A 14,253-nucleotide genomic window follows, 5' to 3' on the forward strand; every position below is an offset into this window, starting at 1 on the left:
AAGGGGCGCCTCGGCCCCCCGGGCTCGCGCTCCCAGGTGCGTACGGCCGGGGCCCCGAGCCCCGACCACCCCCCTGCTCACCCCGTCGGCTCACCCACCGACCGCGATCCCAGCATCGACAGCGCCAGCTGGGTCAGCTCCCCCGAGACCTCCCCGGGGCGGGCCCGGCGGCTGCGGCGGGTGTGGTGGGCCATCAGCTCGTGGACCGTGCCGACCATCACCATCACGTCGACCCGGTGGTCCCGGTCCTCCGCCTCGCCGCGCTCCACCGCCCGTTCGGTCTCCCCGGTCAGGAACTCCGTCCACAGGGCCCGCCAGAGCTTGCAGTGCTCGTCCACCACTGCGCTCACACCCAGCACCTCGACGAACGTCACCCGGGCCTCGCGCGGGTCCCTGGTGACGGCCTCCACGTACGCGTCGAAGAGCAGTTGGACCCGCTCCACGATCGAGCGATTCTCGATGCCATCGGCCTGAAGTGCGTTCTCCGCCGCCCGCAGCCCGGTCGTCGTGACCCGGTTGTGGAGGGCGATGAGCAGTCCCTCCCGGGAGCCGTACTCCTGACGCAGCACCTCGACCGGCACACCGGCCGCCGCGCACACATCGTGCTCGGCGGTGGCCCGGTATCCGTTTATGCCGTACAACTCCCTGGCTGCTTCCAGAAGTTGTTCGCGCGCCTGCGTGCGCGCGGCATCCCCGGGCCCGGACCGTTGAACCGTCCAGCTCTCCGCCACCGGTCCTCCTTGAGCGCAAGGTGCGGGAGAGGGGCCTGCGCGCCTCTGCACGAACCGCCGCCCCATTGTGCTCGCCCCACCGCCGTCCGGACCGCCACGCCACACCCATATGGGGGAATACCCGCACGCGGAAACGCTTCTTCTTTCCGCGCCCCGGGCGCGCCGCCCCGCCTGCGCCCCGAATTCACTCCGCACTCGTCCGGCACTCGCCCCGCGAGAGCCTCGGCAGAGCGCCGCCAGAGCACCGCCAGAACACCGCGAGCCCCGCCTTGAACGCGTTCAAACAGCTCTGACACGATGGTCGTAGCTGCCGCCCCGATGGGGGCGTGCCGCGTGCATCACCGTGCGCAAGGGGGACTGAACAGTGAAGAAGAAGCGTCTGTACGGCCTGTCGCTGCTCCTCTCGATCCTGACCCTGCTCATCGAAGCGGTCATCGCGCTCATCGTGGCCGTCGTGTACGGCTTCACGCAGGAGTCGCCGAACACAAGCGGCGGTTCGGCGTTGTTCATCGTCCTTCTGCCCGTGTTCGCCGTGTTCGGGGTCGCGGCCGCGGGCGTGCTGTCCGTGGTCCTCGTCTTCCCGACCGCCTGGCTGGGCGGCGTGCTGGGACGCCGGTTCGGCGGGCGGGAGGCGTGGTGGTGGGTTCCGGCGGTGGCGGCGGTCGTCTCCCTCGCGCCCGCCGTCGTCCTGTCCGGCGGTACGGAGCCTGCCGGTATCGCGGTGGCCTGGCTGCTGACGACGGCCGTGCTCACCGTTCCGGCGCTGCTCTGGCGGTCGCGCCGGGAGCGGATCTTCGGGCCGGTGACGCTCTGGGGTCTGGTCGCCGTGGTCCTCACCGCCGTCCTCGGCGGCGTCGGGCTGGCGACGGGGTTGTTCCCCGAATACCGTCCGCCGGCGCTCACCTCGGCGGACCTCGTCGGACGCTGGTCCGACGGGCGCGGCGGAACGCTCACGTTCACGGCGGACGGCCGGGTCACCGCGGTCGATATCGGCGTCGTCGACGACGGCAACGGCGACGGGGACGGGGACAGGGACGGCGAACTCGAATCGTGCTCGGGGCAGGGCGCCTGGGCGTACGAGCCCGGCGAGAGCACGTGGTCGCAGGAGGTGGACGTCACCGTCGACCCGTGCGTGTTCGGCTACTGGAACGTCGGCGGCAGGGAGGGCCGGCCCTCCCTCTACCAGTACATCGAAGACCCGGACTCCGGGGACCTGTACCGGCTGACGAGGACCTCCGGCGGCTCGTGACCTGCGTGCCGGGAGGGGGCCGGGGCCGACGGGGAGCCGGAAGCAGCCCCGCCGACCACGGCACCCCGGTTCAGCCCTTGACCGTGAACTCCCCGCGCAACAGCGCGTCGTCGCGGGACGACGGGCCCACCAGCAGCTCGAAGCGGCCCGGCTCCACGACACGGAGGCCCTCCGCGTCCACGAGGGTGCAGTCGGCCGCCGGAAGTTCGAAGAGGACCTCCTGCGACTCCCCGGGGACCAGCGCCACCTGGCGGTAGGCCTTCAGCTCCTTCTCCGCCCAGGTCACCGAGGTCACCGTGTCGCTCACGTACACCTGCACGGTCTCCAGCGCGGGCCGCGTCCCCGTGTTGGTCACCGTGACCCGGGCCCGTACGGTCTCCGACGCGTCGACCACCGACGTCAGCACCTCCAGGTCCGCGTAGTCGACCGTCGTGTAGCTCAGCCCCTCGCCGAACGCGAACGCCGGGCGCTGGGTGAGGTCCGCGTAGCGCGAGCCGTGCTGGCCGCGCACCTGGTTGTAGTACGTCGGCTGCTGGCCCGCGTGCCGGGCGAAGGACAGCGGCAGCCGGCCGGTCGGCTCGATCAGGCCGAGCAGCAGCTCCGCGACCGCCCGGCCGCCGAGCATCCCCGGGTTGGCCGCGTACACGATCGCCGCCGCGCCGAGCGCGGACGGCGGCAGCACCAGCGGCTTGGAGCTGATCACCACGACCACCAGCGGCTTGCCCGTCGCCGCCAGGGCGTCGAGCAACGCCACCTGGTCGCCGACGAGTTCGAGCGTGGCGGTGGACTTGCCCTCGCCGATCAGCTCGATCCGGTCGCCCACGACGGCCACCACGTGGTCGGCGGCCTCGGCGGCGGCGACCGCCTCCGCGATCAGCGAGGCGTCCGGGGCGGCCGGGACGACCACCTCCGGGCGGGGCTGGCCGTCCGGGAAGAACGCGCCCTCCGGGTCGGGGCCCACGTCGAGGATCCGGGCCCCGGGCGCGTACGCGACCGTCCAGTCGGCGGGCACGTGGTCGCGGAAGCCGTCGAGGACGGTACGGATCATGGTGCGCGGCTGGCCCTCCGGCAGCCAGTCGGCCTGGCCCGATGAGCCCGCCCAGTCGCCCAGCTGGGTCTGCGGGTCGTCCGCGTTGGGGCCGATGACCGCCACCGTACGGGGACGAGGGCTGCCGGAGGCAAGGGGCCGGCCCCGGCCCGACTCGTCCGCCGCCAGGCCGCCCGCGAACGGCAGCGTGCCGTCATTGGTCAGCAGCACCAGCGAGCGGCGGGCCGCCTCCAGGTTCAGCACGGCGTGCGCCCCGCTGCCGATGACCTCGGCCTGCCGGGCCGCGTCGGGGTGGCGCGGGTCCTCGAAGAGCCCCAGCTCGAACTTGAGCGTCAGGATCCGGCGTACGGCGGCGTCGATCTCGGTCTCCGTCAACGCGCCCTGCGCCACGGCCTCCTGGGCTCCGGCGAAGAAGTTCGACGTGGTCATCACCATGTCGTTGCCGGCGCGGACCGCCGCCGCCGACGCCTGCGCGTAGTCGGCGTAGACCTTCTGCTCCCACACCATGCGGCCGACGTTGTCCCAGTCGGTGACCAGGGTCCCGGTGTAGCCCCACTCACCGCGCAGCACCTCGTTGAGCAGCCAGTTGTTCACGGTGATCGGCACGCCGTCCATCGACTGGTAGCCGAGCATGAACGTACGGCAGCCCTCCTTGGCGACCCGCTCGAACGGCGGCAGGAACCAGGAGCGCAGCTTGCGCCGCGAGATGTCGGCCTCGCTGGCGTCCCGGCCGCCCTGGGTCTCCGAGTACCCGGCGAAGTGCTTGGCGCAGGCCAGGATCGCGGTCGGGTCGTCGAGGCCGTCGCCCTGGTAGCCGCGCACCATCGCGGAGGCCAGCTCGCCGATGAGGAACGGGTCCTCGCCGAACGTCTCGCTCACCCGGCCCCACCGCAGGTCCCGGGTGATGCAGAGCACCGGCGAGAACGTCCAGTGCACCCCGGTCGCCGCGACCTCGACGGCCGTCGCCCGGGCGATCCGCTCCACCAGCTCCGGGTCCCAGGTGGCGGCCATCCCGAGCTGCGTCGGGTAGATCGTGGCCCCCTCCCAGAAGGAGTGCCCGTGGATGCAGTCCTCGGCGACGAGCAGCGGGATGCGCAGCCGGGTCTTCCCGGTGAGCACGGCGGCCTCGCTCACCCGCTCCGGCGAGGCGTGCAGGATCGATCCCGCGTGCAGGTCCTCCACGAGGTGCCGCACGCCCTCCTTGGCGTTGAGCTGGAGCATCTGGCCGACCTTCTCGGGCAGCGTCATGCGCCCCAGGAGGTCGGCGACCCGCTCCGCGACGGGCAGTGCGGGGTCGAGGTACGGCGGCTTGAGGCCCACAGGGGTTCCTTTCACGAAAGCACTCCGCCGTACCGTACGCTCAATCCCGACCGCTTGGTAAGTATTGGGGGAACCGGGATTGGCTCCTGTGAGAATCTGGGCCGAAGCGGAGGGAGCGGCGGTGCGAGAAAGGTGTCCGATTCCGATGACGGCGCGTACGGGTTCTGCGAGTTCCACGGGTCCAGCCGGTTTGGCGGGTTCGGCGGGTTCGGCGGGTTCGGCGGGTTGCACGGGGCCAGTCGGCCTGGCGGACCTGGCGGGTTCGATGGGTTCCACAGGTCCAGTCGGCCTGGCGGACCTGGCGGGTTCGATGGGTTCCACAGGTCCAGTCGGCCTGGCGGACCTGGCGGGTTCCACGGGTTCTACGGGTTCCACGGGCCCAGCGGGCCTCGCGGGTTCGGCGGGTGATCGCGCGTGACCTCCGGGACGCCGCGCGGCTACGCCAAGGGCCGGGCCAAACGGACCGAGATCCTCGACCAGGCGATGGCCCTGTTCGGCGAGGCCGGCTACCGGGGCGCGTCGCTCCGGGTGATCGCCACCCGCTGCGGCATCTCCCACCCGGGTCTCCTCCACCACTTCCCGACGAAGGAGGCCCTGCTCCTCGCCGTGCTCCAGCATCGCGACGACGTGGACGACGCGTGGCTGGCGCTGGGCGTGACCCGGGGCGTCGACCATCTGCGTCGGCTGACCGACCTCGCGGAGCTGAACGCGAAGCGGCGCGGGATCGTCGAGCTGTTCTCGGTGGTCGCGGCTGAGGCCACCTCCCCCGACCACCCGGCGCACGCGTACTTCGAGGCCCGGTACCGCACCTCGCTCGCCAACACCGAACTGGCCTACCGCCAGACCCGGGAGGCGGGCGAACTCCGCGAGGACGTCGACCCGTCGGCCGCCGCGCAGCAGCTCATCGCGCTGATGGACGGCCTCCAGATCCAGTGGCTGATCAGCGACTGCGCGACGGACATGGCGGGCGTGCTGCGGGCCCACGTCCAGACGCAGGTGACCGTACGGTTCTGACGGACCTGCCGCTCCTCCCGGCCGGGCAGCAGGCCCCGCCCCGCGGCGCTCCTCCCGGCCATGCACCAGGCCCCGCCCCGCGGCCTGGCACTCCGCCCCATGGCCCGCGCAGCAGGCCCCGCCCAGCGGCCGGGCATCCGCCCCGCCCCACGGCCGGGCCGCCCGCCGCGCCCCTCAGCCGCCCAGATACCCCGCGCACCGCAGCGGCCCCAGCACCGGCCCCTCCCCCGGGCGGATCGTCACCTCCACGTCGTCCGCCCGGACCCCGGCCTCGCGCACGGACTGGAAGCCGGCGAGCGTGCAGACCAGCTGCCCCGTCACCTGTTCCCTCGCCTCCGCCCCGTACGAGCCCTCCAGCTCCACGGTGACGCGGGTCCCGTCCCCGGTCACGGTGTAGCCGCTACGAGGGTGGAGCAGGGTGGAGCAGGGTCGTCAGCCCTTCGCGCCGCTCGGCGGCCACGTACGGGTTCGCGCGGGCGCAGGGGTGGACGCCGGTGGTCCCGCCCTGGTCCCTGGCGAGCGGCCTGGCCGCGACCCTGGCGATCGGCGTGCTCGCGGGCCTCTACCCGGCGATCCGCGTCTCGCGCCTGCACCCGACGGTGGCGCTGAACGCGACCTGAGGAGGCAGGCGCGAGAAGGACGGGACGGGCGTCAGGGGCTGACCCGCTCGATGCCACGTCGCTCGGCGATCTTCGCCATGGTCAGGCAGTACAGCGGGGCGAAGACCAGTTCCAGGACCAGGGCCTGCCAGGGGGCGTCGGCGGCGGTGCTGGTGTCGTCGAGTTCCCCGAAGCCCGCCGCCAGGCCGAAGGCCAGCACGTTGTTGGCGACGTGCAGGACGATCACCGCTTCGAGACCGCCGGTACGGATCACCAGCCAGCCCCACCACAGCGCCGAGTAGAGCAGCAGGAGGAAGCCGGAGAGCTCGCCGAACCCGTGGGCCAGGGCGAACAGGAGGGACGCCAGCACGATCGCGGGCCAGGGCGAGCGCACGGCCCTGCCGATCACCTGGACCAGCCAGCCCCGGAAGACGTACTCCTCGGCGGCGGCCTGGAACGGTACGAGCGCCAGCACCACGGCCAGGCTCAGCAGAAAGTAGGGCCAGCCCGGGAAGCCCGTACCGGACTCCGTGAGCGGTTCCGCGTCCCAGGTCCAGGCGATCAGCAGCCCGATCTGGACGGCCATGAGCGGGAAGCCCACGGCGGCGCAGCGTCCGAGCCAGCCCCAGCGCAGCCGCCCGACGACGGAGGACACGGTCCCGGCCGGCCGTCGGCCGAGACCGCGGGCCACCCCCAGGACGATGGGTATGCCGATCGCGATGCCGACGAGCGAGATGGCCAGTTCGGCGACCGGGTCCTCGAAGAAGAGATCGCTGTCCGCCGAGGCGGGCCCCGCGTCCAGAACGTCCGCGATGGTCGCGCCGACCACGCCGACCGCCACCATGCCCAGCACGACCAGCACGACAGCCAACGGCAGTTCGCCCAGCCAGCCGAACCGCCCACCCTGCCCGTTGCGCCCCTGCTCGTCGTAGCGGGAGCCCGAGGGCGCACGCACCGGCCCGGTCGGCGGACGGCTCCACTCCGGGGGCCGGTCCCAGCCCTGCCAGGTGGAGTCGGGCGGGCGGGGCGGTTCGGCGGAGGACGGCGGGGTCCAGGGAGACGAGGGAGGCGAGGGAGCCGAGTCGGGCGGCTGGGGCACGTCAGCAGGCGGGTTCACACCAGCGATCTTCGGCGCGCACGGCGTACGAGGTCAACGCGGATGCCCGGCGGGACGATCCCGCGTGCGGCCGGGCGTAACCGCAGGGCGGGCGCGGGAGGGCGCACCGAGACCCGAACACCCTTCCGGGGCACCGGTATTGCTGTGGCAGACTGCGTCGACCTATTGGTCCACACCACGTGTATCAGGAGTCCGGCATGACAAGCGCGACGCCCCACCCCCCGATCGACACCAGCAAGCCCCACTCGGCCCGGGTCTACGACGCGCTGCTCGGCGGCAAGGACAACTATCCCGTGGACCAGCAGGTGGCGGAGCTCCTGCCCGTCGAGGCGAAGGTCGGCGCCCGGCATCAGCGCTCCTTCATGAACCGCGCGACGGCCTGGCTGGCGGGCGAGGGCGTGACGCAGTTCCTGGACATCGGGACGGGCATCCCCACCGAGCCGAACCTGCACCAGACGGCCCAGGAGATCCGCCCCTCCGCCCGGGTCGTCTACTGCGACAACGACCCCATCGTTCTGCGCCACGCGGAAGCGCTGCTGGTCAGCCGTCCGGAGGGCGTGACGGACTACGTGCACGCCGACGTCCGCGAGCCCGCGATCATCCTCGACGCGGCCCGCGAGACCCTGGACTTCGACCGCCCGATAGCCCTGTCGCTCCTCGGCCTGCTCCACTTCCTCCCCGACGCCGAGGACCCGATCGGCATCATCCGTACGTTCACGAGCACCATGGCCCCCGGCAGCTACGTCGTGCTGTCCCACGGCGCGTCCGACGTGAACGAGGAGGTCGGGCAGCAGAGCGAGGACGAGTACAAGAAGGGCGGCATCCAGCTGGCTCTGCGGAGCCGCGAGGAGTTCTCGCGGTTCTTCGAGGGCCTGGAGATCGTCGCCCCCGGCCTGGTGAGGGCCCCGGAGTGGTTCAACGGCACGCCCGCGCCCACCCAGGAGTTCAGCGGTATCTACGTGGCCGTGGCCCGGGTCCCGTAACCGGGAGGCCCCTCGACGCACCCGCCCGCCCGGGCCTCGGCGGCGACGAGCTCCCGCCAGGCCGGCCGCGGAGGCTCGGGGTCGGCCTCGGCACGGGCCAACGCGTCCGCCCAGTCGGCGCGTTGCTGCTCACGGTGGCAGGGGCCGCACGTGGTGACCCACGACGCGTGCGGCCGGAACATGTGCTCCTGGCCGGGCCCGTCGCAGGCGATCAGGGGCGGTTGTGGCGGCGGCGGGGGCTGTGCCGCCACCAACAGGCCTGCCGTTGCCTCCGGATGCGGCGGCAGCTTCTCCACCAGCCGGTGCGCCAGGAACCCGAAGGCCGAACGCACCCCGCCCTCCGGCAGCGCGCTGCACAGCGCCAGCCGCAGGTCTCCGGCGCTGACGCCCCGCCGCAGCCACTCGGCGGCGAGCGCGCCGAGCTTGCGGGCCTCGCGCACGCCGAGCGAGAGCTCACGCGTCTGGTGCCGCAGCGAGAGCAACACACGCTCAGCGAGGAGAACTTCAGCTTGGTCGGGGGACGGGGCCGGGGCCTGGCCCGGGTCCTGACCCTGGTCCAGGTCCGGGTCCCGGACCCCACCCTGCTCCGGGTCCTGCTCCTGCTCCTGCTCCTGCTCCTGCAACTCGCTTTCCGCTTCCACGGCCGCTTCGGTGGGTGGGTGGGAAGAGTCTTCGCCCTGTTCTTCGTCTGCGGGTAATTGACCACCGGCCGTCCGACCGGTCGGCTCACCGACCGTCGGAGAGTGCGTACTCGGAGCGGGCCACACGTCCAGGGCAGCAGAAACGCCCACGTTCTCGTACCCGTCGGCGGGAACACCGGCGCGGAGACGGGCAGCCTGATCATTAGTCAGCGGCTGGTTGCTGAACACCTGTACGGTGCGCCAGCGCCCTCCGGCGAGGCTCTCCCGCTTCTCATGAACATACCCGTGAGTCACGAGGTCGGACTTGGCCTTTTGGTAGGCACGACCAGTCATACGGAGAGCGCGGGCGTGCTCGCCCAGAGCCTTGTCGCGGTCCTCTTCGGGCAGCCCCTGGACGTAGAGGACCAGAACCTTGGCGTCACTGCCGAGACGCGGGTGGCGCACCAGACAGTTGGGGGCCTTCGTATAGCCCCGAGGGGGCGGGATAACATGCGAAAGCATCGCGGGTGGACTCCTGATCCACTGGTGGTGAAGGCCCTCGGGTAAGTGCGCTAACACCCCCGGGGGCCGCCCCATGCGCTGCGAAGACCTGAGCGCACGGAGCGTGATGTCACGATCACCGTACCGCAGAAGGTGACCCCCACGTCACGCTCCGTCTGCGGCGTGCGCCGACCGCGCATCCGGCACATTGATCTCATGAGCGAGCCCGTGACCGCCTGCACGGCAGAGGTACACAAGCATCTCGCGGACGTCATCGACCGCGCCCGCCGTGACGGGACGCCCACGATCATCACCCGCCGAGGCAAGAGCGAAGCGGCCATCGTGGACGTCGACGCATACCGACACGTGCGCGAGGCCGCCGAGAGGTAGCTCAACCGGCTCGCGGACGAGGCCGAGGCCGAAGGAACCGATGGTTCGGTATCCCTCGAAGAGTTGGCCGCACTCTCCGGTCGGCCAACTGACCCATGGGCCACGAGGCACGATGGCGTCCCCGAATAGGTGACTACCGGGCCGTGGTGATCAAATCGTTGCTGCCCCGCGCACAACCGCGCACCCCCCTCCCTGGTCTCCTGGTCAGCCGCGAGGAAAACCTCGGGCAGGCGCGCCCGCGCGCGCGGCCCCGGGCGGCTGGGGAGAGGACGGGTTCGACGTGAAGAGCGTGAAGAGAACGACGCGGAGAGCGGTGGTGGCCGGCGCGGCCGCGGCCGTGTTGACCGGGGTGGCGGCGGTGCCGGCCGGGGCGGCGGAGGGCGGGGTCGCTTTCTCCCGGGTCACGGTGAACGGCGGGAAGCCGATCGTGATCGGGGTCAAGAAGGAGGTCGAGCTGTACGTGACCTTCCGGGTGACGACCAAACTCAAGCACAAGTCCCACCCGACGGTGTTCCCCTACCGGGGCAAGCTCGGCTCCAGCGAAACGCTGTGGAATACCATCCTTGTCAACGACTGCGTGGTCGTGAGCAAGGCGAAAGGGATCTGCGACTTCGAGGAGTGGCTGACCATCGACCCGCGGCACTACGACTTCGGGAACGAGGACGCCGGCGCCTGGAAGACGGCCGCGCAGCTGTACCTCCCCAAGGGCGCCGAGGACATCGACGACGAGAAGCTCCCGTTGCAGGTGAAGCGTGCGACCCGGGTCACGGTCAACGCCTCGCCGGAGCCGGTCGTGAAGGGGAAGACGCTCACCGTGACCGGAAAGGTCAGCCGGGCGAACTGGGACACCCACACGTACCAGGGGTACGGCGGCCGCTCGGTGAGCCTCCAGTTCAAGGCGGCGGGCTCCTCCTCGTACAAGACGGTCAAGAAGGCGACGTCGAGCAAGACCGGAGCCCTCAAGACCTCGGTGAAGGCCACCGGCGCGGGGACGTGGCGGTGGACGTACTACGGCAACACGACGTCCGGCGCGAGCTCGTCGTCCGGGGACCGGGTCGCCATTCGGTAGGCGCGGTCGGCGGCAACCAGGCGGACTGGCTGCTGGACGTCCGGAGTGGTCTTCACCGAATGGTGAGGACCAGCTGCCTTTCTGGGACCGAACCGGTCCGCGGCCCTGCTCCGGGCAGGTGCGGCGAGGAAGACCGGGAGTTTGCCCCGCAGCCCGGCTCCGCGGTGAAGGGCCACTCAACGGGAGAGCGGGAGAGCGGCAGCGGGAGCAACGACAAAACGCGCATGTGGGGCAACAACGTCTCGCCGCTGAACAGCGACGAGGTCAGCTCGTGGCGAACCAGGTACGGCTGCTGAACCGCTCAGAGAGCAGAAGGGCTGACGACATGACCGGAACCCCGCTGATCCAGACGCGCGCCCTGTGTAAAGCCTACCGATCGGCAGTGGAAACGGTGTGGGCTGCACGGGAGGTGAACTTCGCGGCCGGCGCGGGCGAGTTCGTCTGCGTATATGGGGCGAGCGGCTCCGGGAAGTCGACCCTGTTGAACCTGCTGGCCGGCCTGGATGTCGCCGATACCGGTGACATCCAGGTCGCCGGTGTCGACGTCAGTGCGGCGGATGAGGCCCAGCGCGCGCGGCTGCGGTTGGACGCCGTCGGAGTGGTCTTTCAGCACCACCAGTTGGTGGAGGAGTTCACCGCCGCCGAGAACGTCGCGTTGCCGCTGGAGGCGCGCGGGGACACGTCCTCTGCTGCCCGTGCAGAGGCTGTCGTTCAATTGGCCCGCGTGGGCCTGGCCGGGCTCGAGGACCGATTTCCAGGTCAGTTGTCCGGCGGCCAGCGGCAGCGGGTGGGTATCGCCCGCGCGCTGGCCGGTGACCGTGCCGTGCTCCTGGCGGACGAGCCGACAGGAGCGCTGGATTCGGCCGCTACGAGGGAGATGTTCACACTGCTGCGTAAGTTGTGCGACGAGGGGGTGCTGGCAGTGGTCTGCTCCCATGACACCCGCTGCCGGGAGTTCGCCGACTCGGTTTATGAGGTCGTCGACGGCCGCCTGGAACACCGCTGATGGCGCGGCAGCCGAAACAGGCCGACAAGGGCACATCGGTCCTGCCGCAGCCACGACTCGCGGCACGGCTGGCATGGCGGCTGGGCCGGCGCCAGGGTCAATGGATCGGCGCCTCTTCGACGGTGTTCGTGGCGGGTCTGTTCACGATGGCCATGTTCATCGCGTTGTCGACGTTGTCACTCTCAGGTGCTCAGGAGGCCGATCGGGACTTGGGCCGTTTCGACGCTCTCGCGAGCGCTGAGATGACGCTCGCCCCCGGAAGTAGGACGCCGGCCCCGGCCATGGCCGGGGCCGCGCAGCAGGCCGGTGCGAACGAGTCTGCCGCCTTCCTCACCGCGCTCGACGTGCAGCTCGCCGTCACTCCGGCACGGAACGTGACCCTGCTGGAGGGGCAGTGGAACCCCAACCCGTACCCAGATGTTTACGAGTTGACGGCCGGGCGCTGGCCGCAACAGCCGGGCGAGATCGTTGTGACCGACCCAGGGGACGTCAAGGCCGCTGCCGGTCAGACGCTCACCGTGCTCGGTGACGTTCGGCTGCGCGTGGTGGGCGTCGCGGACAACCACTACGCGAACACCTCGGCCCTGCTCGCCGCGCCAGGCACCTGGAGCAGTCTGGACCCGAAAGTCGCTGAGGGCTACCCCTCCCTGGCCGCGCAGCCGTACCTGCTGTGGACCGGGGGGCCAGAGCAAGCCGTCATGGACGCGGTGACGAAGACGCTCACGTCGTACAGCGATGGCTCCGGCCCACGGGAGGGCGAGGGCGGACCGGAACTTCTGCCCGGCCCGCCGACCCTTCGGGCACAGATGGAGACCAAAGCAGCCGACTACTGGATCGAGAAGTCCCCCGCCGGATACGCCATCCCCGCCGTTCTGGTCCCCATCGGCGCCGTGCTGCTGATGTTCGGGCTCGTCGACCGACGCCTGCGGCGCACCACGGAGACCATGGTCTCCTTGGGGTTGCGACCCGCCACCACGGTAGCGGCCGTGAGCTTCGCCTGCGTGGCATGGTGCCTGGCGGCAGCTACCGCCGGTGCCGCTGCCGGAGTTGCCACCGGCTGGGCCCTACGACCTCTCCTGGCGTACCTGCAAGACCGGCCGGTGGGAGATGTCGAAGGAATCACAGACGCTGCTACGCAGCTCCTCGCTCTGGTCGCGGCAACCGGAGTGCTGACCGGCGCGGGGCTGCTCCTGGCCCGCCGGACCCGCGGCGAGCAGCCTCACCCCACCACCACGTCACCGGCACACCAGCCGCAGGCGAAGAACCTCCGCAAGAAGAGCGCTGCCACGGTTGTCCGAGACGTCCGCCAACTGGCCGCGTTGGGCGTCTGGTGCGTCTGCGTGGTCTACACGGCGACACGCCTCGACACCCCGTCCGAGGGCATGTTCCTGACCGCCCTGATCACGGCCGCGGTGGTGCTGACGTTGCCGGAGTTCTTCGGACTCGCGACCCGTCTGCTCACGGAGCGTGACGCCCGCCGCAGGCTGGCCCGCCGTCAACTGCAGGCCGACCGGCGGCGGGCACAGGCCGCCCTCGCCGTCCTTACCGTGATCATCGGCGCCAGCCTGGGCATGCTCGCCCTTCTCGACACCCTGATCCGCAGCAGCGAGAACACCGTGCAACCGGACGTCCTGCCCGGCCAGGTACTGCTGGCGCACCGGGCCAGCAGCGCCTTCGCACCACCGGAGCGGATGCTCACCGTGCTCAAGGAGAGCCAAGTTCTCGAAGGCCTTCCCCAGGCGGAACTCCACCGCCTCTCGAAGGAGTCCGTGGACGAAACCGGCCCCGTCCCCAGCACAACTCGCCAAGGCAACAACGGCGGCATCCTGGCCGTCGACTCACCCGACGACGTCCCCGTCCTGACCGGCCGCCCCCTGACCGCCGACCAGCGTGCGCTGCTCAACCGCGGCGGCCTCCTGGTCTGGGCGGACCGGGACAACGCCCCGCCCCCCGAAGGACAGCCGACCCGACTGGTGGTGGCTGAGGGCGACCGTATCCTCACCGAAACCCCTCCCCTGCCCTCCAAGACCCTGGAACTGGCACGCACGGGCTGGCGCGCCGGCACGGACGGGATCCTTCTCCTCGACACCGCCCGCCGCCTTGAACTCCCCATCGCCGTGCGGGGCCCGATCATGGTCGCCAACGCCGACGACGGCCAGGACGCGCGCGCTCAACAGGTCCTCCAGGACCACGCGATCGACGCGCGCGCCGCCTACATCTATGTCGAGCCAGAACCACCGGTCCCGGATACCGCGCTCTACGTCTCCGCCGCGGCCTTGGCCCTGCTTGCGCTCGCCACCGTCCTCACCGCGCTCCGGGGCCAGACCCGAGCACTCAAGACCTACATCGACAGCCTCATCGCGCTCGGCATCCCGCCATCCTGGGGCCGCCACATCATCCTCTGGCAGTACGCCGTGCTCCTGGGAACCGCCACTCTCCTCGGGCTCTTCATCGCCATCGTCCCGACCGTGGCTCTGGCCACCCAGATCCCCGACTTCCAGCTCAGCATTCCCTGGGGACAGATGAGCCTGCTCCTCGCCACTCTCGGCCTGGCCTCCGTACTCGCCGCAACCCGATCGACGCTCGCTCTACGCCGGTAGGGGGCC

12 protein-coding genes and 1 pseudogene are annotated in these 14,253 nt (G+C 71.2%); 8 read left to right on the plus strand and 5 right to left on the minus strand.

Annotation, left to right across the window (positions count from 1 at the left end; all coding sequences use genetic code 11):
• Window positions 1-77: 77 nt before the first annotated feature.
• A complete protein-coding gene (locus AC3CH1_RS11080) occupies window positions 78-731 on the minus strand; it encodes a TetR/AcrR family transcriptional regulator (RefSeq protein ID WP_488462736.1) in 654 nt (217 codons plus the stop codon).
• Window positions 732-1,095: 364 nt separating this feature from the next.
• Here AC3CH1_RS11080 and AC3CH1_RS11085 point away from each other — a divergent pair, with 364 nt between their 5' ends.
• Window positions 1,096-1,980, plus strand: a complete 885-nt coding sequence (locus tag AC3CH1_RS11085) for a hypothetical protein (RefSeq protein WP_488462737.1) — start codon at window positions 1,096-1,098, stop codon at window positions 1,978-1,980.
• A gap of 70 nt (window positions 1,981-2,050) precedes the next feature.
• Here the strand turns inward: AC3CH1_RS11085 and AC3CH1_RS11090 are convergent, their stop codons facing one another.
• A complete protein-coding gene (locus AC3CH1_RS11090) occupies window positions 2,051-4,348 on the minus strand; it encodes an exo-beta-d-1,3/1,6-glucosidase (RefSeq protein WP_488463471.1) in 2,298 nt (765 codons plus the stop codon).
• A 414-nt stretch (window positions 4,349-4,762) separates the two neighbouring features.
• On the opposite strand from AC3CH1_RS11090, the gene AC3CH1_RS11095 reads away from it, so the two are divergent.
• Window positions 4,763-5,362, plus strand: coding sequence for a TetR/AcrR family transcriptional regulator (locus AC3CH1_RS11095; protein WP_488462738.1), 600 nt, complete (start codon window positions 4,763-4,765; stop codon window positions 5,360-5,362).
• A gap of 174 nt (window positions 5,363-5,536) precedes the next feature.
• Here AC3CH1_RS11095 and AC3CH1_RS11100 read toward each other — a convergent pair whose 3' ends face one another.
• A complete protein-coding gene (locus AC3CH1_RS11100) occupies window positions 5,537-5,752 on the minus strand; it encodes a hypothetical protein (RefSeq protein ID WP_488462739.1) in 216 nt (71 codons plus the stop codon).
• A gap of 59 nt (window positions 5,753-5,811) precedes the next feature.
• Between AC3CH1_RS11100 and AC3CH1_RS11105 the strand changes: the two are divergent.
• A pseudogene (locus AC3CH1_RS11105) lies at window positions 5,812-5,982 on the plus strand (ABC transporter permease); the annotation flags it as partial.
• A gap of 31 nt (window positions 5,983-6,013) precedes the next feature.
• On the opposite strand, the gene AC3CH1_RS11110 reads toward AC3CH1_RS11105, so the two are convergent.
• Window positions 6,014-6,916, minus strand: a complete 903-nt coding sequence (locus AC3CH1_RS11110) for a CPBP family intramembrane glutamic endopeptidase (protein ID WP_488463472.1) — start codon at window positions 6,914-6,916, stop codon at window positions 6,014-6,016.
• Between the two features lie 359 nt (window positions 6,917-7,275).
• On the opposite strand from AC3CH1_RS11110, the gene AC3CH1_RS11115 reads away from it, so the two are divergent.
• On the plus strand, window positions 7,276-8,061 hold the full coding sequence (locus AC3CH1_RS11115; RefSeq protein WP_488462740.1) for an SAM-dependent methyltransferase: 786 nt from the start codon (window positions 7,276-7,278) through the stop codon (window positions 8,059-8,061).
• Here AC3CH1_RS11115 and AC3CH1_RS11120 read toward each other — a convergent pair.
• On the minus strand, window positions 8,034-9,203 hold the full coding sequence (locus AC3CH1_RS11120; protein ID WP_488462741.1) for a hypothetical protein: 1,170 nt from the start codon (window positions 9,201-9,203) through the stop codon (window positions 8,034-8,036). The two genes, AC3CH1_RS11115 and AC3CH1_RS11120, sit on opposite strands and share 28 nt — an antisense overlap.
• 195 nt (window positions 9,204-9,398) lie before the next feature.
• Between AC3CH1_RS11120 and AC3CH1_RS11125 the strand changes: the two genes are divergently transcribed.
• The 4 genes from AC3CH1_RS11125 to AC3CH1_RS11140 all read left to right on the plus strand — a co-directional run bounded on the left by AC3CH1_RS11125 (window position 9,399) and on the right by AC3CH1_RS11140 (window position 14,247).
• A complete protein-coding gene (locus tag AC3CH1_RS11125) occupies window positions 9,399-9,572 on the plus strand; it encodes a type II toxin-antitoxin system Phd/YefM family antitoxin (RefSeq protein WP_488462742.1) in 174 nt (57 codons plus the stop codon).
• A gap of 280 nt (window positions 9,573-9,852) precedes the next feature.
• The gene (locus AC3CH1_RS11130; protein ID WP_488462743.1) at window positions 9,853-10,641 is read left to right on the plus strand and encodes a hypothetical protein; all 789 of its coding nucleotides are present in this window, start codon (window positions 9,853-9,855) and stop codon (window positions 10,639-10,641) included.
• Window positions 10,642-10,912: 271 nt separating this feature from the next.
• The gene (locus tag AC3CH1_RS11135) at window positions 10,913-11,647 is read left to right on the plus strand and encodes an ABC transporter ATP-binding protein (protein ID WP_488462744.1); all 735 of its coding nucleotides are present in this window, start codon (window positions 10,913-10,915) and stop codon (window positions 11,645-11,647) included.
• Window positions 11,647-14,247, plus strand: a complete 2,601-nt coding sequence (locus tag AC3CH1_RS11140; RefSeq protein ID WP_488462745.1) for a hypothetical protein — start codon at window positions 11,647-11,649, stop codon at window positions 14,245-14,247. The genes AC3CH1_RS11135 and AC3CH1_RS11140 overlap by 1 nt, the downstream gene beginning before the upstream one ends.
• Window positions 14,248-14,253: the final 6 nt, after the last annotated feature.

This window comes from Streptomyces sp. MGP-P1 (assembly GCF_057766565.1).